The organism is Zobellella iuensis (assembly GCF_016746085.1).
GTDB lineage: Bacteria > Pseudomonadota > Gammaproteobacteria > Enterobacterales > Aeromonadaceae > Oceanimonas > Oceanimonas iuensis.
Genome location: NZ_JAERTZ010000022.1, coordinates 1 through 24091, shown reverse-complemented (window position 1 = coordinate 24091; position 24091 = coordinate 1). Strand labels below are relative to the sequence as shown.

Genomic DNA, 24091 nt, shown 5'->3' with positions numbered 1-24091 from the left:
CCAGGAGATAACAATGACGTCCAAGGCGCAACAATTAGGCCTTTCCCAATACGGTATTACCGACGTAACCGATATCCTTTACAACCCTTCCTACGACCAGTTGTTTGAAGAAGAAACCCGTGCAGATTTAGAAGGCTACGAAAAGGGCATGGTAACCAGTCTGGGCGCCGTTGCGGTGGACACCGGCATCTTTACCGGCCGCTCTCCGAAAGACAAATACATAGTGCGTGACGACACCACCCGCGACAGCGTGTGGTGGGCCGATCAGGGCAAGAACGACAACAAACCCATGAGCCCCGAAACCTGGGACCACCTCAAGGGCCTGGTTACCCGCCAGTTGTCCGGCAAGCGCCTGTTCGTGGTGGACACCTTCTGCGGCGCCAACCCGGACACCCGCCTGTCCGTGCGCTTCGTCACCGAGGTGGCCTGGCAGGCCCACTTCGTGAAGAACATGTTCATCCGCCCCAGCGAGGAAGAGCTGCAAAGCTTCGAGCCCGACTTCGTGGTGATGAACGGTGCCAAGTGCACCAACCCCGACTGGCAAGAGCAGGGCCTGAACAGCGAAAACTTCGTGGCCTTCAACCTGACCGAGCGCATGCAGCTGATCGGCGGCACCTGGTACGGCGGCGAAATGAAGAAAGGCATGTTCTCCATGATGAACTACCTGCTGCCGCTCAAGGGCATCGCTTCCATGCACTGCTCCGCCAACGTGGGCCAGGACGGCGACGTGGCCATCTTCTTCGGCCTCTCCGGCACCGGCAAGACCACCCTGTCCACCGACCCCAACCGCCAGCTCATCGGTGACGACGAGCACGGCTGGGACGACGACGGCGTGTTCAACTTCGAGGGCGGCTGCTACGCCAAGACCATCAACCTGAGCCAGGAAAACGAGCCCGAGATCTACGCCGCCATCCGCCGCGACGCCCTGCTCGAGAACGTGACCGTGCTGGCCGACGGCAGCATCGACTTCAACGATGGCAGCAAAACCGAGAACACCCGGGTTTCCTACCCCATCCACCATATCGACAACATCGTCAAGCCGGTGTCCAAGGCCGGTCACGCCAAAAAGGTGATCTTCCTGACCGCCGACGCCTTTGGCGTGCTGCCGCCGGTGAGCAAGCTGACCCGTGACCAGGCCCAGTACCACTTCCTGTCCGGCTTCACCGCCAAACTGGCCGGCACCGAGCGCGGCATCACCGAGCCCACCCCCACCTTCTCCAGCTGCTTCGGCGCGGCCTTCCTGAGCCTGCACCCGACCCAGTACGCCGATGTGCTGGCCAAGCGTATTGACGCGGTGGGTGCCGAAGCCTACCTGGTGAACACCGGCTGGAACGGCACCGGCAAGCGGATCTCCATCAAGGCGACCCGTGCCATCATCAACGCCATCCTCGACGGCTCCATCGAAAACGCCGAGTTCGTGACCCTGCCCTACTTCAACGTGGCCATCCCCACCGAGCTGCAGGGCGTGGAAGACGTTTCCATCCTGGATCCGCGCAACACCTACGCCGAGCCGGCCCAGTGGGACACCAAGGCCCTGGATCTGGCCCAGCGCTTCGTGAACAACTTCGAGAAGTTCACCGACACCGCCGAGGGCAAGGCCCTGGTGGCCGCCGGCCCGCAGCTGTAAGCGGAACCACGCGGCAAGTCATCAAGCCCCGGCCAGCGCCGGGGCTTTTTTGTATTGGGCCGTGTTCGCTCCAGCAACGTCAGTGCCTGCTGTATTTTTCCTGACCACTTGTTATGCAGACATTTCATCCACAGCCGAAGACTGTTAGAGTTGAAGAAACATTAATAAATTTAATGGGTTGCAGCATGTCTTTGCAACAAAAAGCAATCCTGCCCTATAGCGATACAATCAGAAGCAAAGCAGACAACGGAATGAGCACAACAAAACAGTGGTTGCGTTACTGGCGCAATGCGTTGGCGGACGCCGAAAGCCGCAAAGGAGCCATGACACTGGAGGAGTGGCAAGGCCAGCAAAAAGTTGCAGGACATATGCTGGAACAGGGGAAGGTTGGGCAGGACATACTGGACTCCTTATTCCGGGAAGAGCCGCAAGACTGCCCCTTGGTCAAGGTGGCCTATCGCCCTACGGCCTACACCCGGAAGACAGAGCACAACAAGAAACTCAGCGGATTTAATCCCGAGGTGGTTACTCCCATAGTGTTCGAGCTGTGGGTAGGCAGGGAAGGCCAATTGCTGCCCGCCTCTCCCCCGGTGATCCCCCGGGACCTCCTATCCCCCCAACCAGAAGACACGCTAACGCTGTCATCGGTACAACAACTGGATGACTTTCTCGATCGTAATGCGCTTGTCGTTTACTCGGAGCAGGATGCGCGAGCCTTGCTGGCCGGGGATCAGGGAAAAATTCAAGAAGCAGCCAGCTTCCAGGGTTACATGAGCTTCTCCCGGGTTATGTTTGACAGCTTGTGCGACAGCACCGTGCTCAACAAACATTATGTAAACCAGCGCTCGGGCGCTTTGATCAAGGTGGATGACAGCAATAATAGCACCCGCAATATCCTCAAATTGTACGACCACTTGTCATCTTGCAAAGACGGCCTGCCATTGCTCGAAAACTATGTTCTGGCCAATCAGCGGGAACACCTGAGCTGCATCGATCCCCTGGCTGCCATGGCCGGACGGTCCGGTCATCCCAATCCGCACTTTCCCCTGGCCAAAGCCCAGCGGGATGCCCTGGCCCAAACACTGGTAATGGAAGAAGGGGAAATTCTCGCAGTAAATGGTCCGCCCGGCACCGGTAAAACCACGTTCGTTTTGTCGGTGGTGTCGGCCCTGTGGGTGGATGCGGCACTGAACGAACAAGAGCCGCCCCTGATTATCGCCGCATCCACCAACAATCAGGCGGTGACCAATATCATCGAGGCGTTCGGCAAGGACTTCGGGGAGAACGGCTCGCCATTCAGTGGTCGCTGGTTGCCGGAAGTAGATAGCTATGGTGGTTATTTTCCGGCGGCCAGCCGGGAGAATGAGGCGGCCCGGGTCTACCAGACCGCTTCTTTCTACCGGGCCCGGGAACACCCCGCATACCTGGAAGAGGCAGAAACGGCCTTTCTGAACCGGGCAAGAGCAGCATTCCAGAAAGAGAGTCTCGATTCGGTAGCACAGGTCAGACAACACCTGCACCAAGAGCTTCAAAGGCAATTCCAGCGTTTCGAGCAGGTCCAGCACACTTGGCAGTCCTGGAAAGAGGCGCAGGCATATTGCGCTCAACTGATCGGAGCGGATCCTGAGGCCACAACAGCCGCCGAGCGGGCCATGCGTGACCAAAAGCAGCAGGAACTGGATCATATATCCCGGCAATATCGTCAATGGAAACGGTTTTGTGCCGATGAACCCCTGTGGCTTGCCCTGTTCCACCTGCTCCCCCCAGTGGCCAGAAGGCGCCGGCTCCGGCATGAGTTGTTTGTGGAAGAGACACTCAGCACAGCGGCCCGTACCATTGTGGCTCAAGGCGCGCCCCAGGATCCGGGGGCGCTGTTACGTCGCTGGATAGAGGATCAACGCCAGGCCCTGGACGAGCAGGAAAGCCGGTTGCAACAGTGGGAAACAGCCCAGGAAGAATGCGCCGCCGCGCAACGACGGTGGCAACAGCTTGCTGCGGAGCTGGGTCTGGCTGAGACCGGCCTGGCGACCTTGGACGAGGTCGACCAGGCACTGGACGTGACCTTGCGCTTTGCCCTGTTTCAGTTGGCGGTACATTACTGGGAAGCTCGCTGGTTGCTCGATTGCCATGAGTGTGAGGAAGAGCTGGCAAGGCAGGCGCAGGGCAAGGAAAAAACCGGGCTCAAGTCGGTTCGTCCTCGCTGGAAGCGGCGTATGAAGCTCACCCCCTGCATTGTATCCACCCTGCATTCCCTGCCCGGACACATGACCTACAGCGTCTTCGAGGAAGAGGGCCAGTTCAGTCAGCAGTACCTGCTGAATGAAGTCGATTTGCTTATCATCGATGAGGCTGGACAGGTGGCTCCCGATATCGCCGGCGCGGCCATGGCGTTGGCCAGGCGGGCACTGGTTATCGGCGACGTGCATCAAATCAAGCCGGTTTGCAACCTTGGCCGCGGGATTGATGTGGGCAATATGATGGAACAGCAACTGCTGAGCTCACAAGATGAATATGCATCACTGTGCGAGACTGGCCGTGGCGTCATCGATGGCAGCGTGATGCGTATCGCCCAGGCGGCGAGCCGCTATCACTATCTTGCCGAAGCCGAGCCGGGGATGTACCTCAGGGAGCACCGGCGTTGCTTCGATGAAATTATTTCGTTCTGTAATGCACTCTGCTACCAGGGACTGCTACAGCCCAGAAGAGGCAGTGCCGACAAGGCTTCCGGCAGCAAGCCCCCCCTGCCTGCCTTGGGTTACCTTCATATTGACGGAAAAGCAGAATCCCTCCCCGCCGGCAGTCGCATTAACCGACTTGAAGCGATAACTATAGCCGGCTGGCTCTCAGATAAACGTGAGGAGCTGGAAGCTTGTTATGGTCAGCCCCTGGAAGACATCGCCGGCGTCATAACGCCGTTCAGGGCTCAGGCCCTGTTGATTTCCGAGGAGTGTGAAAAACGGGGGATCTCGATCGGCAGAGGAAAGGGAAAAATGACCATAGGGACGGTGCATGCCCTGCAGGGAGCTGAACGCGCAGTAGTCCTCTTTTCTTCGGTCTACTCCCGTCATGCCGATGGCTATTTCATCGACAGTGATCCCGCCATGCTCAATGTGGCGGTGTCCCGAGCCAAAGACAGCTTCCTGGTGTTCGGGGACATGGAGGTCATCAGCTCTGCCAGCAAGGGCAGCCCTCGTCATCAGCTCGGACTGGCACTGTTCGCCCGGCAAGACGGTGAATTGCGATACGCCATCGACACCCGTCCCGACCTGCTGGCGCTATGCCAAACTCCCCGGATCATCAACGATTCGGAGCAGCATGATGCCTGCTTCCTGACCTTGCTGAAGAGGGTTGAACGCCGGGTAGACATCGTCTCGCCGTGGCTTTCATGGGAGCGGCTGCACAACGCCGGATTCGTCGAAGCGATACGGACAGCCGCGAGGCGTGGCGTGTCGGTACACATATATACGGATTACCGCTTCAATATACGACTTGGCGATCGTGATGATCCAGGCAAGAAGGCCCGGTTGCGGCAATGCTGTGAAGCCCTGCGTGATTGTGGCGCCCAGGTTTATGTTCTTAATCAGGTCCACAGCAAGTTGCTGATGGCAGATGAGCGCTTCATGTGTGTAGGCTCCTACAACTGGGGCAGTGCCGCCCGGGAAGGCATATACAAAAACATGGAAAGATCCGTGCTTTATAGTGGCAACCTCGCCGAAGAAATCCAAACGCAACTCCACGCATTGCATCTGCGCATCAAGGAACGATACGAAGCGGCAAACCCGACATCACATTCCCCTGCAAAGGCACCTTGTTTAGACCCGGCTGGAGAACTGGTGTAATTCGATTACCGGAGCGGTGATCTGCCAACCTCAACGCAAAAAGAGCGCTCGAGGCGCTCTTTTAATGCCGGCATCGGCCGAGTCTTTGCTTCCGCTACGCCCGGTGCTGGTGGCGCCGGTCCACACTACCCGCCCGATAAGGCCTGGTGTGCTCGGTGGGGCTGGCCGGGGGGATAAACCCGGTTCGCGGCAGGGTCCGAGGGTGTCGGTCCGCCTGTCCCAGAAGATGGAACCATAGTAGCGCCAAAGCCGGGGCGAGTGGTTGCAAAGATAAAGTCATTCCCCCCCCTTAACGCAATAACTCTCCCCACCTATAATCCATTAAGAACAGTTATTGCCATAAGGACAGATTCTTGAGCAACCCCCTCCAACTCGACCGCACCGACAGGCGCATCCTGGAGCTGATGCAGCGCCACGGCCGCATCAGCAACCTGGAGCTGGCCGAGCGGGTCGGCCTGTCGCCCTCGCCCTGCTCGCGCCGGGTCAAGGCGCTGGAAGAAGCCGGCCTTATCCTCGATCACGTGACCCGGCTCAACGCCGCCAAACTGGGGCTGACCCTGCAGGCCTATATCCACATCTCCCTGGACCGGCACACCCCGGAGCGGTTCGAGGCCTTCGACGCGGCCATACTGGAGTTTCCCGAGGTGCTGGAGTGCGATCTGATCACCGGCACCGAGGCCGATTACCAGCTCAAGGTGATAGTGCGCGACATGGAGCACTACCAGCAGTTTTTGCTGGGCAAGCTGACCCGGCTGGAGGGAGTGACCGGGGTACGCTCCAGCTTCGTGCTGCGGCGGATCAAGCAGGACACCGCCCTGCCCCTGGAGCACCTGGGCTGAACCGGAGGAAAACACCATGATGAGCTGCGATCAGCACGACTACCTCGAGATCGCCTGCCTGTACCGCTACCGGATCCGGCTGACCCTGGCCTCGGGCAACCAGCTGACGGGCATCGCCCTCGACACCCGCCGCGACGGGGATCGGCAGGAGTGCCTGCTGCTGGGCACCGACGGGGCCGAACAACTGGTGCGGCTGGCGGAACTGACCCGCATGGAGGCGCTTACCGACAACCCCCACTTCCGGGCCGTCGACTTCGACTGAGTTATGCCGGTCGTGTCGTACCGGCGCCCCGGCTGACCTCGAAGCTGCCCACCAGCTGCTGCAGGCCGAAGGCGGTACCCTTCACCTGTTCGGTGCTGCGCTGCAGCTCACCGAAGGACGCATTCATCTCCTCGGTGAGCCCGGCGATCAGCGCCGTGGCCTGGCGGTTCTGCTCGCGGGTCTCGGCCATGTCCCGGATGGCGGTAAACATCTGCTCCACCTTCTGCTGCAGCCGCTGCTCCGCCTCGCCGCCCTGGTCCACCAGGCGCAGGCCCTGATCCACCTCGGCCACGCCGTTTTCCATCATGGCCACCGCCGCCCGGGTTTCCCCCTGCATGCCTTCCACCTTGTGGCGGATGTCCTCCGCCGCCACCGCGGTGCGGGCCGCCAGGGCGCGCACCTCGTCGGCCACCACCGAAAAGCCCCGGCCGAACTCCCCGGCCCGGGCCGCTTCGATAGCGGCGTTGAGCGCCAGCAGCTCGGTCTGCTTGGTGATGTCGCTGATGGCGGAAACGATGTCGTCGATCTCCGTCGCCCGGCCGTCCAGGCTCCGCACCACCGCCGCCGAGCTGGACACCACCTCGCGGATGCGCTGGTTGCCGTCCCGGGCCGACAACAGTTGCTGCTGGGTCTGCACCACCACCTGATCCATGGCCTGCTTCATCTCGCCGGCGGTGGCGCTGGCCAGATCCAGTTGCTGCTGCTGGCTGGCCAGGGCCGCCAGCATCTGCTCGATGGCGGAAGAGAGGGTGCGGGAGTGATCCTGGGTTTGCCGGTTGACCCGGAACAGACCCTGGTTGCTCTGCTCCAGCCGTTCCGCCATGGCGATCACCGAGCCCATCATGCCGTCCAGGTTGTCGATAAAGCTGTTCATCCACATGCCCAGCTCGCCGGTTTCATCCCGCCCCAGACGCGACTTGTCCAGCCGCTGGCGCAGGTTGCCCTCGCCTTCGGCCAGGGTGCGCACCACCCCCGTCATCTCGTTCAACCGGCGCGACAACCGCCTGGGCTCCAGCCGGGTAAAGCACCAGCCGGACAGCAGCAGCATCAGCAGGTTGCCCAGCAGCAGGGGGGCGAGCGCCAGCTCCAGCCCGGCCGCCGCCAGGTTGAAGGCCGGCACCGGCAGCACGCAGGCCTGGTAGCCGGCCTGCAGCTGCCAGCCCAGGGGACGGCGACTGAACACCTCGGCCAGATCCGCCTCGCACATCATGCCGAAACGATCCGGCGAGCCGGGCAGGGAGAAGGTGACGCCCTTGCCCACCACCGGGATATGGCGGTAGTCCGCATAGCCCGGGTAGCGCACAAAGCAGTTGTGGCCGCGCGCTATGGTGCTCTTTACGCCCGGGTGCAGCTCGCCGGTGGCCGGATCGGTGAAGCGCAGCTCCAGCTCGGTATGGTGGCGGATGCGGATCTGGCCCCAGGGGGTGTTGATGCCCTCTTTCAGGTTTTCGCCGCCGCCGAAGGTGCTGTCCTCGAAGCGGGAGCGGGACAGAGCGGTGCCGGGGGCGATGCGCGAGTCGAAACGGGATTCGACCATAAACAGGTAGTTGTCGCCCGAATCGGGGTAGATGTGCCCCGCTTCGCGCTGGATCAGGTCGCTCATCACGTCGTTCGGCACCCGGGCGCACAGCAGGCCGCGCAGTTCGCCCTTCACCCGCACCGGAAAGTAGAACATCAGGGTCATGGCGTCGTGAAAGCGCGAGCTGGAAGGGCCGAGCCGCAGAGTGACCGGATCCGCGTAGGGGCCGTGCAGAAAGGGCCTGGCCCCGGCCTCGGCCAGTACCTTGGCGTCGGTGTCGGCCAGCCCCTCCCGCCCGGCCTGGCTGGAGGCCAGCACCCGCCCTTCGGCCGACAGCATGAACAACTCGGAGCAGTCGCCGTTTTCCCGGCACTGATCCCGCAGCAGGGCGCCGTTGGCGGCCGGCTGCCGCCAGTCCAGCCGCGGGCCCAGGGTTTCGAGAAAGTACCACTGCTGGCCTGCCCAGCGCTGGAGCAGGCTGACCCGGGTGGCGGCAAAGCCGTTGAACACCTGCTCCAGGCCGGCGATGCTGCGCCGGTTGAGCCAGCAGGCCCGCTTCATCCTGAGCCGCAGGGCCAGGCTCATGCGGGGGCCGCGACCGGCCATATGGGGGGAAACAAACTGACTGCTCATGGCTGCCGATTCCATGCAAACTCCTTGTTTTTAGTGCTTTTTCAACACCTTAAGCAAGAAGCGTTCCATGGCGTGGAAAAGACGGAGCTGCCCCGGTCGGACCATTTCCAAGCATTAAAGGTACCACCTTAGTGGTATTTGTGGTGCTTTATCCGGCGGCACCGCCACCGCCGCCCGGCATCGCACCATAACAGAACACCAAAATGGTGCGAACGCACCTGCTTGGTTCAGTTCAGTCGGCAAAATCCATCGACAGGAACAGCCGCCGGTAGCCGGTGGGCACCGGCGGCGAACGGTGCCACAGGCCCTGGCCTTCTTCCCCTTCCCAGCCGTCGCCCTTCATCAGCGCCACCTCGCCCACCGCCAGTTGTTGCCACTGCTCCGGCTCCCGCCCCCCTTGCGCCAGCAGCTGGTTGCGCTGCTCCTGGTTGAGCCAGTGGGTGCCCGGGCCGGAATAGGTGCACACCAGCCGGCAGGGCAGCCGGTCCACATGGAAACGCGGGCACATGGCGGTTTGCAGGCTGGCCAGGCGTACGCCCACCCTGGGCAGATCGAACAGGCAGGCGAACATCTCCGCCAGTTGCTGCACGTCCTCGGCCAGGGCCTCCCGGCCGGGCAGATCCGGCAACTGCCCGGCCAGCTCCCCCGCCACCGCCTCGGCCGGCACCAGTTCGCGCACGCTCACCCGGCTGCCCGCCTGCAGCAGCCGCTGCACATAGTCGGCCACCCCGGCCGGCAGGGGTCGCTGCCACACCGCCAGGTTGCAGTCGGGCTCGTAGATACGGGTGAGGGTGGCGGGCTCGCCGCCCTGCACACTGACGGGGGCGAAACAGGACAACAGCTGATCGGTAATGCTCATGACCGGGGCTCCTTGCTGATACACGGGGTGAACAGAATGTGTTATGTTATAACAATCAAGCCATCATAAGCCATGGCAAGCAAGCGGAGCAAACACAATGTCGAGTCATTCCCCCCTTCCCGTGACCGTGCTGTCCGGTTTTCTCGGCGCCGGCAAGACCACGGTGCTGAACCATATCCTCAACAACCGCCAGGGCCTGCGGGTGGCGGTGATCGTCAACGACATGAGCGAGGTGAACATCGACGCCGCCACCGTGCAGCAACAGGTGAGCCTGCACCGGGGCGAGGATCGGCTGGTGGAAATGAGCAACGGCTGCATCTGCTGCACCCTGCGCGAGGATCTACTGCTGGAGGTGCGCCGGCTGGCCGGTGAAGGCCGCTTCGACTGCCTGGTGATCGAATCCACCGGCATCTCGGAGCCGATGCCGGTGGCCGAAACCTTTACCTTCGAGGGCGAGGACGGCAGCCGCCTGCACGACATCGCCCGGCTCGACACCCTGGTGACGGTGGTGGACGCGGTCAACTTCCTGGCCGACTTCCTGGCCGCCCAGGCCCTGGCCGAGCGGGGCGAGAGCCTGGGCGAGGACGACGAGCGCAGCGTGACCGACCTGCTGATCGAGCAGGTGGAATTCTGCGACCTGCTGCTGGTGAGCAAGACCGACCTGGTGAGCCCGGCACAACTGGCGGAGCTGACCGCCATCCTCGCCCGGCTCAACCCCGAAGCCGAGATCCTGCCCATCCGCCAGGGCCAGGTGAACCTGGACAAGGTGCTGGCCACCGGCCGCTTCGACTTCGAACGCGCCGCCCGCGCCCCCGGCTGGCTGCAGGAACTGCGCGGCGAGCACCGCCCGGAAACCGAGGAATACGGCATAGGCAGCTTCGTCTATCGCGCCCGCCGCCCCTTCCACCCCCAACGTTTCTTCGACTGTCTGCACCGGCCCCGGGACGAAGGAAGGCTGCTGCGTTCCAAAGGCTTTTTCTGGCTGGCCAGCCGCCCGGATTTTGCCGGCCAGTGGAACCAGGCCGGCGGCATCGCCTACCACGGCGGCGCCGGCCTGTTCTGGCAGGCGGTGCCCGAGGAAGACTGGCCCGAGGACGAAGAAAGCCGGGAGCATATCCTGGCCAGCTGGGCCGAGCCCTACGGCGATCGCCGCCAGGAGCTGGTGTTTATCGGCCAGGGCCTGGACCAGGCCGGACTGTGCCGCGAGCTGGACGCCTGCCTGCTGACCGACGAGGAACTGCACCAGGGCCCCGCCGCCTGGCAACAACTGCCCGACCCCTTCCCGGCCTGGGAATAACGGCGGCCCGGCAAGCCGGGCCCCTTGCTCCCGGGAGCGACCATCACTCCCGGCAACTGCCGCCACTCCCGCGTACTCCCGTCTCTCCCACGTACTTCCGTCTCTCCCGCCTACTTCCGTCTCTCCCGCGTACTCCCGTCTCTCCCACGTACTTCCGTCTCTCCCGCGTACTTCCGTCTCTCCCGCCTACTCCCGTCTCTCCCGCGTACTCCCGTCTCTCCCGCGAAGGCGGGAGTCCAGGAGCGAATAGCACAGGACTGTACCACTACCAGCAGTTGGCTACCTCCCGCCGTTCACCCATGAGTGTTGCACTTATTATCTGAATTCCCGAACCGGTTGAGTCACCTTATGGGCCCCCGCCTTCGCGGGGGCGACCACCCCGGATATTAGGATCAGTTATTTAATAACAGTCCGGTAAAAAAACTGAAATAAAGTTCACCCCATCACTCATCCCCATTATTCAAGGGGAAGCGAGACATGACGCCCATGCCTGCAAAATAGGTATGGACTATTCTGAAGCCCTTCGATAATCTTTTGCTTGCGCACGGGAAGAGTAATCGACGGAACGACAAGCATTCGAAAACGGATACAAAAAGAATGTAAACCGCACCCGCCTTTACTCATACACTCAAATTGATGTGCAAATCGGCTTCAGCAGCGGCCTGGCTTGATCTTTGGTTCAGGGCAGGAACGTAAAGCCATATAACGACACACTCTCATTGGAATAACAAAAATGAAAGCAAAATCATTATTGCTGGTAACCCTTGTCTCCTCGCTGGCGACGGGGTGTGCTTCCGGGTTGAACTCCATGCAAAAGCGGGAATATCAGGCCTTTAAGCAAAATAACGTCTTGGTAGAAGAGAAAAACCCAACCACCGGCGCCGTGCTGGGCATACTTCCCGGTGGTGGCTCATTCTATGCCCGTGAACCCGGCCTGGGCATTGTCAACCTGCTGCTTTGGCCTGCATCTGTGTTGTGGGATCCTGTCAGCGGCTATGAAGGCGCCATGGAAATCAACTATGACATCACCAAGCAGAAACTTCAGAAAGATAAGGACCAGGAAGTTTCAAGGCTTGATGACAAGTTAGCCACTGGCCAAATCGATAATACCGAATACGTTCTTGCCAAGAGGCAGATAGAGCAAAAATATAGCTTTGAATAATCACACGGCATAAAACCCCATATTCAAACAGGTGCTGAATACAGCCCATAGACGTAGCGTCTTGTATCAGCACCTTGGCGATGTTAACACGCCGCTTTGCACCTCCGGCCATATGAATGCGCTACCGTATTCTTACCGATATCGGCTATAACAGATAAAAGTCGCCCTCTTTTATCACGCTATCGCCAAGCTGCGGACGCAGCCCCCTATCTCACCCAGCAAAAAATGCCCATCTCACAAGGAAGGACCAAGGCCGGCTCTGCCGTACCGATACCTCCGCCAACTGAGCAGCCGGGGGCTTCCCTCTTCCCCGGCGCTGGGACACAATAGCCGGCACCTTGCAGGCCACGGAACACCCGCCCATGAAAACCAACCTGATCACCCGTGCCGGCTGGCACAAGCTGGACGACGAGCTCAAGCACCTGTGGAAGGTGGAACGGCCGGCGGTGACCCAGGCGGTATCCGAAGCCGCCGCCCTGGGCGACCGCAGCGAAAACGCCGAATACATCTACGGCAAGAAGCGGCTGCGGGAAATCGACCGCCGCATCCGCTACCTGATGAAACGGCTGGAGGCGGTGAAAATCGTCGACCACGACCCGCGCCAGAACGGCAAGGTGTTCTTCGGCGCCTGGGTCGAGCTGGAAAACGAAGAAGGCGAAACGGTGCGCTACCGCATCGTCGGCCCCGACGAGATCGACACCAAAAACAACCATATCACCATCGACTCGCCCATGGCCCGGGCGCTGATCGGCAAGCAGGTGGACGACGAGGTGCGGGTAAACACCCCCTCGGGCGTCCGGGAGTGGTACATCAACCACATTCGATACAGCCCCTTCGAAGACTGATGGCCGCCCCGGCTCGACAGATATCGCCGCAACGCCCTTGCCCCTAAATGCAAAACCCCCGGCCATTGGGCCGGGGGTGTCACCAGTCAGACGGTGAACCGCTGAAAACAACCGGGCATCAGCCCGATACCGGTTTCCGGTATCCAAGCGGTTCAACCGCTTCCTCGCCTTGCTCCGTTGTTTCCACAGCCGGTACCCGGGCCCGATGATGGGCGATGCACTGCGGCCTCAGTTCGGCGGCAAAATCCTGGTATGCCCAGCGCAGCAGTGAAACGGCCATGATAAACAGCACAGGGATCATCGGCAGCGCAACGAGCACCGTTGACGACTGCACCGCCTGCAAACCGCCCACCGACAGCAGGCCAATGCCAACCACCGCCAGCAGCAGGGTCCACAGGATACGGTTCCAGCGCGCCGGCTCCTGATACCCGGTGATGTCCTTGGTACAAATGGCCGCCAGCATGTAGGCCGAAGAGTCGACCGTCGTCGCCAGGAACACAAAGCACAGCAGCGTAAAAATCGGCAGCACCAGCGCGGAGTTGGGCAGCGTCTGCAACACGGCCACCACCGTCGCCGGAATGCCTTCTTCGGCGAGAATGGCCTGCAGATTGAGCGTGCCGTTGGCGTCGATATCGATGGCGTAGCCACCCCAGATGGCAAAAAAGGCCCAGCATCCGACGCTTCCCCAGGTCACGCCGTGCAGTATCAGCTCCCGGATGGTCCGGCCACGCGATATCCGAGCCACAAACAGTCCCATCATGGGCGCATAGGCAATCCACCATGCCCAGTAGAACATGGTCCAGCCTTCGGGGAATCCGCCCTGCTCAATGGGATCGGTCCAGAAGTTCATACGGAAAAAATTATCCATGAACAGCCCGATGCTGTTGGTCCAGAGCTTGAGCAAAAAGACGGTAGAGCCGGCAACCAGCACAAAGCCGAGCAACGCCAGGGCCAAAATCGCATTGATATTGGAAAGGGCCTGTATCCCCTTGTTCAGGCCGTTGTAAACGCTCCAGGAGATCATCAGGATCCAGGCGGCCAGGATAAACATCTGCAAACCGAAAGAGTCCTCGAAGCCAAACATGGTCTGAAACAGCTTGGAGACCAATGGTACAGAAAGCCCCAGTGAGGTGCCGACACCGCCCACTATCGAAAATATCACGGTAACGTCGATGATCTTTCCGATAATACCGTCGACCCGATCGCCCAGCACGCCACGGCAGGCTTCACTCAGGCGCAGTACATTGACCCTGCGCACATAGAGCGCATAGCCTATCGGCAGCGCCGGCATCAGATACAGGGCCCAGGGCACTATTCCCCAGTGAAACATCGGGTACATGGCGGCCCACTCAACCGCGGCAGGGGTACCCGGCTGCACCCCGAGCGGAGGGGTCGTCATAAAGTAAAGCGGTTCAATAAAGGCCCAGTTACAGATGGATATGCCGATCCCGGCGCAAAAAAGCATCGCTATCCAGGACACCGTATTGAACTCGGGCTTATCTTCCGCCGCGCCCAGCTTGATTTTTCCCACCGGGCCGAAGGCGAGCCAGCACATGAAAAAGAAACTGCCGACCACGGACAGCAGATAAAGCCAGCCGAACTCGCCCGTCACCCAGTTCAGCATCGCCGCTACTACTTCCTTGCCTGCAACAGGGTTGATCACAAGGGGGACACTGGCGGCCAGGATAAGAATGGCGGCGGGCCAGAGAATGGCGGGATCGACCGCCATTTTATTATGTTGATGTTTGTTCATATGACATACCTATCAAATTATTCCCTGATGATATTGCCGGGCCAACCACCACGGCCAAGGGCCCGGCAACCTTCCCTCTCGGTTCAGAAAATCAAAAACCGCTGGTTTTAAAACACACCACCTTGGTCTCGGTCATTTCCTGAATAGAGAATTTCACGCCTTCCCTGCCAATACCCGAGTGTTTGACTCCACCGAAGGGCATGGCATCGATACGGTAATCGGAACTGTCATTAATCATCACCCCGCCAACCTCGAGGCGACGAATGGCAGAGAAGGCCTTGTTGATATCCTGGGTAAATACACCGGCATGCAGCCCGAAGTTGACTCCATTGGCTTTGTCGATGGCCTCATCCAGGCTGTCGAACGGCTCAACCATGACCACGGGGCCGAAGATTTCCTCCCGGGCCAGGCGACAGTTGCCCGGCACCTTCTCGAGTATGGTCGGAAGGTAGAAGGCCCCATTGCGCTCGCCGCCGCAGAGCAGGCGGGCGCCGTTGGCAAGGGCTTCGTTAACCCAGCTTTCCACCCGCTCGGCCTCGGACAGGCTGATCATGGGGCCGACATCGGTCTCTTCGCTCTGCTTGCTGCCGACCCGCAGGCTGCGGGTCCTGTCCACCAGGGTGTTGAGAAATTCGCCGTAGCGGGCGCGGTGCACATAAACACGCTGCACACCGAGGCAGTTCTGCCCGGCGGCCCAGAAGGCGCCGGAAACGATCGCCTCGACCGCCGGCCCGAGCTCCGCATCGTCGAGCACCAGCGCCGGAGAGCTGGCGCCCAGCTCCATGCTCATTTTCTTCAGCCCGGCTTTCTGCATCAGTGCCTTGCCGGAGCTCAGCCCGCCGGTAAATGAAATCATGCGCACATCGTCATGGGTGATCAGGTGATCCCCCATGCCTTCCGGAAAGCCGGGCAGCACCGACAGCACGCCGTCGGGCAAGCCCGCCTGGGCAAAGGCTTCGGCCAGCAGCAGGGCGCTCAGGGGAGTTGCCGGCGCCGGCTTCACGATAATGGCGTTACCACTGGCCACCGCGGGACCTATCTTGTGCGCGACCAGGTTGAGCGGATCGTTAAAGGGTGTGATCGCCACGATGAGCCCCACCGGGAAGCGATAGTAATAACCGACGCGCCCCTCGCTGCCCGGCATTTGGTCGAATGCAATGGTCTCGCCGTTGATGCGCCGCGCTTCTTCGGCGGAAAGCCTTAAGGTCTGTATGCAGCGGTTCACTTCCTTGGTGGCTTCCCGCCGGGTTTTACATCCCTCCGACACAATGGCGTCGATATAAACATGGCGGTTGCTTTCAACAACGTCCGCCGCGCCGTGCAAGATTCTCATTCGCTCGTGCACCGGCATTGCCGCCGCCACTTCCGCGCCGGCCTTGCCGTTGCGGATGGCCGCAAGCACATGGGATTCCCGGGCGGAAGCAATTCTGGTAATCAGACTGTTTTTCTCGGCATTGAACAGGTCGTAGGTGTTATCCACGCCGACCCATTGCCCGGACAGAAACAGTTTTCCTTCCATAGACTCTACAGATATTGACGTCATGGTCATTTTCCAATCACAAAGCGGGTGATGCCATTAAAAAGAGAATGGGTCTTTTAATGGTTCAGATTTGATGGCGATGAATATTGATAAGATCGATCAGGATGGAATATCCCGTTTCTGTTTTTCCGGCACCGGGCCCGATCAGGGTGATGGGGCCGGCCAGGTCGCATTCATAGGTGATGGCATTCAGCGCCCCGCCAACGCCGGCCAGCGGATCGCTGAGCGGAATGGCAACCGGCCCCACACTGGCCTGGACACTGCCGCCCTCGCGCCGGCACCTGGCCAGCAGCTTCCAGATTTTGCCTTCGCGTGACGCCCGGGCAATATCCTCCGGTGAAATATCACGGATACCCCGGCAGGGAATGTCTTCCCGTTTGAGGGGGATGCCCATTACCACATTGGCGAGGATGGCCGTTTTGTACTGGGCGTCGTACCCTTCCACATCGCTGGTCGGGTCCGCCTCCGCATAGCCTTTTGCCTGGGCCTCGGCCAGGGCGTCGTCGTAGCCGACCCCTTCGGCCATGCGGGTCAGCATAAAGTTGGTGGTGCCGTTCAAAATGCCCCTGACTTCGCCGATGTCATTGCCGGACAGCGCGACCAGCGGCATGCGCAAGGCCGGCGTTCCGCTCATTACCGTGCCTTCAAAGCCCCAGCGCACGCCGTGCGCCTCCGCCATCCGCGCGAGGCTTTCATAGGCGAGCGATACCGGGCCCTTGTTGCTCATCACGACGTTTTTCTTGCATTCAAACGCCAGGCGGCAATGGTCGATGGCCGGCTGGCCCGTTTTGCCATCCGTATAGGTCAGCTCGACCACGGTGTCGGCGTTGCTCTCCCTGATGGTGTCGAAGCTGTCCCGGCCGCGCACCAGGCCCGGCTCGTCGGGGTAGCTGTCGAGGGAGCCGGTGGTGCGAACGGCGTTCAGCAGCTCGGGAATATCGAGCCCGTGCGGATGATAGAGGGAGCCCTTCATCAGGTCCGATACCGCGACGATGCGGGCGTCGAACCCCAGCCCTTCGCGCAGCGAGGCGGCCTTGTCATGCAGTATCTCGGCGAGCCCTTGCCCAACGACACCGAAGCCCAGTATTGCAACGTTATGCGCCATAAATCGTCCTTGCTTTATTGAGAGTGGAACAGCGCCACATGGCTGCGACTGGCGCCAACCATGCGACATATTGAATATCCTTAAAGGGATTGCCGCAGTTGGTCGAACGCCTGCTTCAGATCCGCCAGCAGGTCGTCGGTGTCTTCAATACCCACCGAGATGCGCACCAGGCCTTCGGAGATGCCCAGGGCCAGCCGTTCCTCCAGCGTGTTTTCCACATGGCTGGTGGTTCTTGCCGGGCCGTATATGGTTTCCACCGCGCCGAGGTTGCCGGCCCGGTTGGCATAGACCAGTTTTGGCAGGAGTATCCTGACCGCGTCCATGCCGTGCCTGAGGACAAAACTGACGATGCCGCCGTATCCCTTCATCTGGCGTGCGGCGATGTCATGACCCGGGTGCTCCGGCAGCCCCGGATAGTTGACCTGCTCGACCAGCGGCTCGCCTTGCAGGTAACGCGCCAGGGCCATGGCACTGGCTTCCTGCTGGCGCACCCGCAGCTTGAGCGTTTTCATGCCGCGGATGATCAGGTAGGCGGAGAAGGCATCGAGGGAGGAGCCGTTGATTTCCCGGTAGTGCGCCACCCGCTGCATAAGCTCGCCGGAGCCGCACACCACGCCGCCCATCACATCCGCATGGCCGCTCAGGAACTTGGTGGCGCTGTGCAGCACTATGTCCACCCCCAGTTCCAGGGGGTTCTGATTGAGTGGCGTGGCGAAGGTGTTGTCAATAATCACCAGGGCGCCGGCCGCCTTGCCGGCACGGGCCAGCCGCTCGATATCCAGGATCTTCAGGGTGGGGTTGGTCGGCGTTTCCAGGTAGAGCACCGCACAGCCTGCGGCGATTTCGCGTTCCAGCAGGGCCATGTCTTCCGTGGGGCAAAGCCGCACCTCCACCCCCATGCCCGGGAGGAACTCGTCGAAAATCTTGTTGGTGCCGCCGTAGGTGTCCTTGACGGACACCACCCGGTCGCCGGGGCGCAGGAAGGTGTACAGCGTGCTGCTGATCGCGGCCATCCCGGTTGCAAAGGCAACGGCATTGTCGGCGCCTTCCAGCACGCACATTTTTTCTTCCAGGGCGCGCACCGTGGGGTTGCTCATGCGGCTGTAGATATGCCCCGGCTTTTCACCCATGGCGACGTCATACCACTCGTCGATATCGTCATACTGAAAGGCGGCGCTGAGCATGATGGGCACCTGGGTGGCGTTATGGGCAAGCGCGTTTTTTTCTCCGGCCCACACCACCTTGGTACCCGCGCCGGCGTTTTTGTAATCGGCATTGTTCATGGATACTGTTCCTTTTTACTATTGAATCATTACCCTGCAACGGGGTTCCCGAGCCGTCGGCAGAAGCCGTTGCATTAGCAAACCCTTGGCAACCGGCCAGGGTTACCGCTGTCGTCCACCCTCGGTTCGGGGACGGAATTGATACCCTGGCGGTATAACCGGCACCAGAAACTTGCATTTATGCCCCATTTCCATTGGCATCTGTTTCTTTCAGCCGGCTTCCTGTAGCCTTGCTGCCAAGAATGACCGAAACGAAATAAATCCGAAAACGAATAAAAAACGGCCTTAGGGGTCGTTTTGCTAATGGGTTGCTTTGGCGGCAGCCCTGCCGTTTACGGATGACAACAAGCCCTCACTGGAAGAGTGTTGAGATGCAAGCGGAATGGCATTTATGAAAAACAAGGCACTGCCCCCCCTGAACTGGCTGCGCTCCTTTGAAGCGGCGGCCAGGCTGCTCAGCTTTACCCAGGCGGCCAACGAGCTGCATATGACGCAGGGCGCCATCAGCCAGCAGATCAAAAGCCTGGAAGCGCAGCTGAACACCCCGCTGTTCAAACGGCAGGCCCGCAGCATAGAGCTGACGGAAGAAGGCCTGGCCTACCTGCCGATTGTGCACGGCGCCATCCAGAAGCTGATGATCGCCACCAACGAGATCTTTGGTGAAGGGCACCGCAAGCAGGTCAAGATCCGGGGCAGCATGGCGTTTTTCAGCTACTGGCTGAATGCGCGCCGGCTGACCTCTTTTCAGGCGGAGCACCCGGACATCAACCTGCAACTGAACACGGATATCTGGCTGCGGCAGGAGGAGATGGCGGGAGACCTGGAAATCCGCTGGGGCAAGGGACAGTGGACGGGCGTGAAGGTCGAAAGGCTCAGCCGGGATACCCTTTTTCCGGTTTGCTCTCCGGCGCTGCTGGCCAGGCAGCCGCTGCGGCAGGTGGACGACCTGCGTCATCATGAATTGCTGCATGTGATGGGCTACGAGGAAGGCTGGGGAGAATGGCTGCAGTTTGCCGAGGCGACGCGCGTCAACCCTTCCGAAGGCATGCAGTTCGACACCTACGCCTGCGTGCTGCACCTGGTGGAATCCGGCTTTGGCGTGGCCCTGGGCAGGCTGTCTTTGGTGGAAGACCAACTGAGGGATGGCACCCTGATAGCCCCCTTCGGCCAGCGGCTGCCCAGCAGCGAAGACTTCTACCTGGTGTACCCGCAGGAAGGTTTTTCCAACCCTTATGCCAGGCGCTTCGCCGACTGGCTGCTCAGCAACACCAGCGGCCGCTCATTGCCGCCCTAGCCCGCGGACAGCGGGCGTCCGATGCGGCCGGGCCGGACCAGCCCAGCGGGTAGCGAAAACCCGAACATGGTTTTAATGACCCGCCATCGCTTGTAGAGTACGGCACATGTTTCCGGGAATCTCTGGAAAGTGCCGGCTTGTCGTTGTCGACTCAAGCGATGGCCAAGTGGACGACGAGGTGCGGGTAACCCCCCCTCGGGCGTCAGGGAGTGGTACATCAACCACATTCGATACAGCCCCTTCGAAGACTGATTTATGACCAATATCAACCAATTACTGGCGCAGGAACTGACCGTTGCGCAAGCCCAGGTAGACGCCGCCGTGCGCCTGCTGGACGAAGGCGCCACCGTGCCCTTTATTGCCCGTTACCGCAAGGAAGTGACCGGCGGCCTGGACGACACCCAGCTGCGCAACCTGGACAGCCGCCTCGGCTACCTGCGCGAGCTGGAAGACAGGCGCGCCGTTATCCTCAAGTCCGTCGACGAACAGGGCAAGCTCACCGAGGCGCTCAGGGCCGAGCTGCTGGCCGCCGACACCAAGACCCGGCTGGAAGATCTCTACCTGCCCTACAAGCCCAAGCGCCGCACCAAGGGCCAGATTGCCATCGAGGCCGGGCTGGAACCCCTGGCCGACCGCCTGTTCCAGGACCCGGGCCAGGATCCGCAGCGGCTGGCCGAGGGCTATATCAAGGCCGATGCCGGCATAAACGACGCCAAATCGGCGCTGGACGGCGCCAAATACATACTGATGGAGCGCTTCGCCGAGCAGGCGGATCTGCTGGAGGCGGTGCGCCGCCATATGTGGCAGCATGCCCTGCTGCAGGCGCGGGTGATCGCCGGCCAGGAGCAAGGCGGCGCCAAGTTCAAGGACTACTTCGAGCACCAGGAGCCCATCGGCAAGGTGCCCTCCCACCGGCTGCTGGCCATGCTGCGCGGCCGCAACGAGGGGGTGCTCTCCTTGAGCCTGGTGGTGGAAACCGAGGCCGACAGCCACCCCTGCGAGGGCATTATCGCCCGCTTTGTGGGCTGGCGGCACCAGGGCCGCGCCGCCGACACCTGGCTTGCCGGGGTGATCAGCTGGACCTGGCGGGTGAAGCTCTCGCTGCAGATGGAAACCGAGCTGCTGGGCCAGGCCCGGGAGCAGGCGGAGGAAGAAGCCATACGGGTGTTCGCCCTTAACCTGCAGGATCTGCTGATGGCCGCCCCCGCCGGCGCCCGGGTGACCATGGGCCTGGATCCGGGCATCCGCACCGGGGTCAAGGTGGTGGTGGTGGACGGCACCGGCAAGCTCCTGGAGCAGGCCACCGTCTATCCCTTTGAGCCGCACAAAAAGGTGGAGCAGAGCCTGCGCACCCTGGGCGAGCTGTGCCGCCGCCATAATGTGAGCCTGGTGAGCATCGGCAACGGCACCGCCTCCCGCGAGACCGAGCGGCTGGTGGAGCAGCTGATGAAGCAGGCGCCCGAGCTCAAGCTGCAGAAGGTGGTGGTAAGCGAGGCCGGCGCCTCGGTTTATTCCGCCTCTGAGCTGGCCGCCAACGAGTTCCCGGATCTGGACGTATCCCTGCGCGGCGCGGTGAGCATCGCCCGCCGGCTGCAGGACCCGCTGGCCGAGCTGGTGAAGATCGATCCCAAGAGCATCGGCGTGGGCCAGTACCAGCACGACGTGTCCCAGACCCAGCTGGCCCGCAAGCTGGAAGCGGTGGTGGAAGACTGCGTGAACGCCGTGGGGGTGGACGTGAACATGGCCTCGGCGCCGCTGCTGGCGCGGGTCTCGGGCCTGACCCCGGCCCTGGCCCAGAACATAGTGGCCTTTCGCGACGAGCAGGGCGCCTTTGCCGAGCGCAAGCAACTGCTGAAGGTGCCGCGCCTGGGGCCCAAGGCCTTCGAGCAGTGCGCCGGCTTTTTGCGCATCCGCGAGGGCAAGAACCCGCTCGACGCCTCCGCCGTGCACCCCGAGGCCTACCCGGTGGTGGAGCGCATCCTGAGCAAGCTGCAACAGCCGGTGAACGGCCTTATCGGCAACAGCGGCCTGCTCAAGACCCTGGACGCCCGCGACTACACCGACGAGCACTTCGGCCTGCCCACGGTGCAGGACATTTTGAAGGAGCTGGACAAGCCGGGCCGGGATCCGCGCCCCGAGTTCAAGACCGCCCGCTTTATGGACGGAGTGGAGAAACCCGCCGACCTGATCCCGGACATGGTGCTCGAAGGGGTGGTGACCAACGTTACCAACTTCGGCGCCTTTGTCGACATCGGCGTGCACCAGGACGGCCTGGTGCATATCTCGGCCCTGACCGACCGCTTTATCAAGGATCCGCGGGAAGTGGTAAAGGCCGGCGATATCGTCAAGGTGAAGGTGCTGGAGGTGGACCTGCAGCGCAGCCGCATTGCCCTGACCATGCGCCTGGAGCAGAGCGCCGCCGACCAGGCCGCAGGCAAGCCGCGCCGGGATGAACGCAACCAGAGCAACCGGGGAGCCGGCGGCAACAAGGGCCAGACCGGCAACCGCCCCGCCCGCCGCGAGCAGCCCGCCCCCCAGGGCGCCATGGGCGCCGCCCTGGCCGCCGCCCTGCAAAAGAAAAAGTAATAAAAAGGCCCGGGGCAACCCGGGCCATTACAGCATATCGCCCCCCGTGAAGGCGGGGGTTCAGACCCATTCCAGCACCCCGCAGGCTTCTTCAGATGTCTCCCCCGCGAAGGCGGGGGTCCATAAACCGGGGCACAGTCCCAACATCCGGCCAAATACTTCAACCCACACGTAAACCGGTTATTTATCAACCAATCATCACCTTAAAACACAAAAACCGCACCACCAGCTAGACCCTGTAGGCACCTGCCGCTAAGCTGCCTTTTACAGCATATGGGGCGCTGTAACCCAAGGGCGGTAGCGTGCTTTTGAGAAATTTGCCATTACCCTCATTCCTGGCTGACATTGCCGGCCAATAACAACGAAAGTGGGCTCTTAACGGCATTGCCACCCTGCTTAAGGACATGGGTATAAATTTGCGTGGTTTTAACATCCGAGTGCCCCAGCTGCTCCTGTACGGTACGAATATCCACACCCGCCTCCAATAAATGCGTGGCAAAACTATGGCGCAGCGTATGGCAGGTAACATTCTTGCGGATCTTCGCATTTCGGGCTGCAAGCTTAATCGCCCGGCGTAGGGTGGTTTCATCAAGGTGATGGCGGCGCAACAGCCTGGATTCTGGATCTAGGCTTAACTGATGCGAAGGGAACAGATAGTGCCAGCCCAGTTGACCGGGAGCACTTGGATATTTTCTCGCCAAGGCATGGGGCAACCAAACACCTGCATAATCGGCGGTCTCTTTATCTTGTTGGTAATACTGCTCTACCAAGTGAATTTGCCCATGCAGTGCCGGCACAAGTTCACCCGCCAGGGTAACTCGACGGTTTTTATTGCCTTTCCCTTGCCAGATCAATACAGACAAATAGTCAAAATCGATATCCTGCACCCGGAGTCGAATTGCTTCCATCAAACGCAAGCCACTACCATAGAGCAGCTGGGCCAGCAACCTGTAACGCAGATCAACCAACGCCAACAGGGCTTGAATTTCGGCACGAGTCAATACCACCGGTAATTTTTGTGGGGTATGAGACTTGTTAAAATGCAGTTCTTGAGACAGTGGCCGCTGTATGATATGACGATACAAAAAACTCAAGGAGTTTAATGCTGTTGCCTGGGTTTTTACCGCAACATGGCGTTGATTAGATAAATATGACAGAAACTGTTCAACTTCAGCATCACCCAGCTGGTTCGGGTGTCGCTTATCATGGAATAGAATAAAAAACCTGATCCAATATAGATAAGTATCTATCGTTCGCTTGGCATATCGCCTGGACAGCATAAATTCACGCAGGTACTCAAAAAATGGTGAAGCCATGATGACTCCCCTTCACATATGACTGTATAAATAAACAGTAGTTGTAATTGAGTGATTTTGCCACATACTCAAAGGCCACATGCACGATATTTCTACCGAGATCCGGGAGTGAGCAACAAATGATTACTGTTATCAATGAGTTAAAAGATCTATCCCATGTCTTCTTTCTGGATAGAAGGCGAGACGCATGTTCAAAAATCGGGCATCATGCCTTCTATTAAATTGTTATAGCTACAGGGGGCACTCAGCAATGTATAAAAATAAATTTATAGCATTCATCGACATTCTAGGGTTTGGATCTTTGGTTGAAAAAAGTGCTGAAATTCCTGATA

General features: G+C 60.5%; 16 protein-coding genes. 9 read left to right on the top strand and 7 right to left on the bottom strand.

The window, feature by feature from the left end; translation table 11 throughout:
* Positions 1 to 13 precede the first annotated feature (13 nt).
* From pckA to JKV55_RS10075, 4 genes are all read left to right on the top strand, one after another.
* On the top strand, positions 14 to 1627 hold the full coding sequence (gene pckA, locus JKV55_RS10090; RefSeq protein ID WP_202084832.1) for a phosphoenolpyruvate carboxykinase (ATP): 1614 nt from the start codon (positions 14 to 16) through the stop codon (positions 1625 to 1627).
* A 185-nt stretch (positions 1628 to 1812) separates the two neighbouring features.
* On the top strand, positions 1813 to 5466 hold the full coding sequence (locus JKV55_RS10085) for an AAA domain-containing protein (protein ID WP_202084830.1): 3654 nt from the start codon (positions 1813 to 1815) through the stop codon (positions 5464 to 5466).
* Between the two features lie 353 nt (positions 5467 to 5819).
* Complete coding sequence (locus JKV55_RS10080) at positions 5820 to 6305, top strand: Lrp/AsnC family transcriptional regulator (RefSeq protein ID WP_202084829.1); 486 nt, start codon at positions 5820 to 5822, stop codon at positions 6303 to 6305.
* Positions 6306 to 6321: 16 nt separating this feature from the next.
* On the top strand, positions 6322 to 6567 hold the full coding sequence (locus JKV55_RS10075; protein ID WP_202084827.1) for a Rho-binding antiterminator: 246 nt from the start codon (positions 6322 to 6324) through the stop codon (positions 6565 to 6567).
* Position 6568: 1 nt separating this feature from the next.
* Here the strand turns inward: JKV55_RS10075 and JKV55_RS10070 are convergent, their stop codons facing one another.
* Together JKV55_RS10070 and JKV55_RS10065 are read right to left on the bottom strand one after the other, a co-directional pair.
* Positions 6569 to 8719, bottom strand: a complete 2151-nt coding sequence (locus JKV55_RS10070) for a methyl-accepting chemotaxis protein (RefSeq protein WP_202084825.1) — start codon at positions 8717 to 8719, stop codon at positions 6569 to 6571.
* A 232-nt stretch (positions 8720 to 8951) separates the two neighbouring features.
* Positions 8952 to 9578, bottom strand: coding sequence for a DUF1826 domain-containing protein (locus JKV55_RS10065; RefSeq protein WP_094039388.1), 627 nt, complete (start codon positions 9576 to 9578; stop codon positions 8952 to 8954).
* 97 nt (positions 9579 to 9675) lie between these two features.
* On the opposite strand from JKV55_RS10065, the gene zigA reads away from it, so the two are divergent.
* The 3 genes from zigA to greB all read left to right on the top strand — a co-directional run bounded on the left by zigA (position 9676) and on the right by greB (position 12882).
* Positions 9676 to 10875: a zinc metallochaperone GTPase ZigA gene (gene zigA, locus JKV55_RS10060; protein ID WP_202084823.1), complete on the top strand. Its 1200-nt coding sequence runs from the start codon at positions 9676 to 9678 to the stop codon at positions 10873 to 10875.
* A 733-nt stretch (positions 10876 to 11608) separates the two neighbouring features.
* Positions 11609 to 12037, top strand: a complete 429-nt coding sequence (locus JKV55_RS10055; protein ID WP_202084821.1) for a hypothetical protein — start codon at positions 11609 to 11611, stop codon at positions 12035 to 12037.
* A gap of 362 nt (positions 12038 to 12399) precedes the next feature.
* On the top strand, positions 12400 to 12882 hold the full coding sequence (greB, locus tag JKV55_RS10050) for a transcription elongation factor GreB (protein WP_094039386.1): 483 nt from the start codon (positions 12400 to 12402) through the stop codon (positions 12880 to 12882).
* Positions 12883 to 13000: 118 nt separating this feature from the next.
* On the opposite strand, the gene JKV55_RS10045 is transcribed toward greB, so the two are convergent.
* The 4 genes from JKV55_RS10045 to JKV55_RS10030 all read right to left on the bottom strand — a co-directional run bounded on the left by JKV55_RS10045 (position 13001) and on the right by JKV55_RS10030 (position 18563).
* Positions 13001 to 14635, bottom strand: a complete 1635-nt coding sequence (locus JKV55_RS10045; RefSeq protein ID WP_202084819.1) for a BCCT family transporter — start codon at positions 14633 to 14635, stop codon at positions 13001 to 13003.
* A 91-nt stretch (positions 14636 to 14726) separates the two neighbouring features.
* Positions 14727 to 16178, bottom strand: coding sequence for an aldehyde dehydrogenase family protein (locus JKV55_RS10040; RefSeq protein WP_202084817.1), 1452 nt, complete (start codon positions 16176 to 16178; stop codon positions 14727 to 14729).
* 61 nt (positions 16179 to 16239) lie between these two features.
* Positions 16240 to 17280, bottom strand: coding sequence for a homoserine dehydrogenase (locus tag JKV55_RS10035; RefSeq protein WP_094039383.1), 1041 nt, complete (start codon positions 17278 to 17280; stop codon positions 16240 to 16242).
* A gap of 80 nt (positions 17281 to 17360) precedes the next feature.
* The gene (locus JKV55_RS10030; RefSeq protein WP_202084815.1) at positions 17361 to 18563 is read right to left on the bottom strand and encodes a cystathionine gamma-synthase family protein; all 1203 of its coding nucleotides are present in this window, start codon (positions 18561 to 18563) and stop codon (positions 17361 to 17363) included.
* Positions 18564 to 18954: 391 nt separating this feature from the next.
* On the opposite strand from JKV55_RS10030, the gene JKV55_RS10025 reads away from it, so the two are divergent.
* Positions 18955 to 19857 carry a LysR substrate-binding domain-containing protein gene (locus tag JKV55_RS10025; RefSeq protein ID WP_202084813.1) on the top strand — a complete coding sequence of 301 codons (903 nt, stop codon included), beginning with the start codon at positions 18955 to 18957 and terminating at the stop codon, positions 19855 to 19857.
* Positions 19858 to 20112: 255 nt separating this feature from the next.
* Positions 20113 to 22443 carry a Tex family protein gene (locus tag JKV55_RS10020; protein WP_202084811.1) on the top strand — a complete coding sequence of 777 codons (2331 nt, stop codon included), beginning with the start codon at positions 20113 to 20115 and terminating at the stop codon, positions 22441 to 22443.
* 329 nt (positions 22444 to 22772) lie between these two features.
* On the opposite strand, the gene JKV55_RS10015 is transcribed toward JKV55_RS10020, so the two are convergent.
* Positions 22773 to 23759 (bottom strand): integron integrase, encoded by a 987-nt coding sequence (locus JKV55_RS10015; RefSeq protein ID WP_202084809.1) that lies wholly within the window; start codon positions 23757 to 23759, stop codon positions 22773 to 22775.
* Positions 23760 to 24091: the final 332 nt, after the last annotated feature.

Excerpts from the sequence above, each read along its gene's own strand:
- pckA (WP_202084832.1), top strand. The coding sequence starts at position 14 with ATGACGTCCAAGGCGCAACAATTAGGCCTTTCCCAATACGGTATTACC.
- JKV55_RS10085 (WP_202084830.1), top strand. The coding sequence starts at position 1,813 with ATGTCTTTGCAACAAAAAGCAATCCTGCCCTATAGCGATACAATCAGA.
- JKV55_RS10075 (WP_202084827.1), top strand. The coding sequence starts at position 6,322 with ATGATGAGCTGCGATCAGCACGACTACCTCGAGATCGCCTGCCTGTAC.
- JKV55_RS10070 (WP_202084825.1), bottom strand. The coding sequence starts at position 8,719 with ATGAGCAGTCAGTTTGTTTCCCCCCATATGGCCGGTCGCGGCCCCCGC.
- JKV55_RS10065 (WP_094039388.1), bottom strand. The coding sequence starts at position 9,578 with ATGAGCATTACCGATCAGCTGTTGTCCTGTTTCGCCCCCGTCAGTGTG.
- zigA (WP_202084823.1), top strand. The coding sequence starts at position 9,676 with ATGTCGAGTCATTCCCCCCTTCCCGTGACCGTGCTGTCCGGTTTTCTC.
- JKV55_RS10055 (WP_202084821.1), top strand. The coding sequence starts at position 11,609 with ATGAAAGCAAAATCATTATTGCTGGTAACCCTTGTCTCCTCGCTGGCG.
- greB (WP_094039386.1), top strand. The coding sequence starts at position 12,400 with ATGAAAACCAACCTGATCACCCGTGCCGGCTGGCACAAGCTGGACGAC.
- JKV55_RS10045 (WP_202084819.1), bottom strand. The coding sequence starts at position 14,635 with ATGAACAAACATCAACATAATAAAATGGCGGTCGATCCCGCCATTCTC.
- JKV55_RS10040 (WP_202084817.1), bottom strand. The coding sequence starts at position 16,178 with ATGACGTCAATATCTGTAGAGTCTATGGAAGGAAAACTGTTTCTGTCC.
- JKV55_RS10035 (WP_094039383.1), bottom strand. The coding sequence starts at position 17,280 with ATGGCGCATAACGTTGCAATACTGGGCTTCGGTGTCGTTGGGCAAGGG.
- JKV55_RS10030 (WP_202084815.1), bottom strand. The coding sequence starts at position 18,563 with ATGAACAATGCCGATTACAAAAACGCCGGCGCGGGTACCAAGGTGGTG.
- JKV55_RS10025 (WP_202084813.1), top strand. The coding sequence starts at position 18,955 with ATGAAAAACAAGGCACTGCCCCCCCTGAACTGGCTGCGCTCCTTTGAA.
- JKV55_RS10020 (WP_202084811.1), top strand. The coding sequence starts at position 20,113 with ATGACCAATATCAACCAATTACTGGCGCAGGAACTGACCGTTGCGCAA.
- JKV55_RS10015 (WP_202084809.1), bottom strand. The coding sequence starts at position 23,759 with ATGGCTTCACCATTTTTTGAGTACCTGCGTGAATTTATGCTGTCCAGG.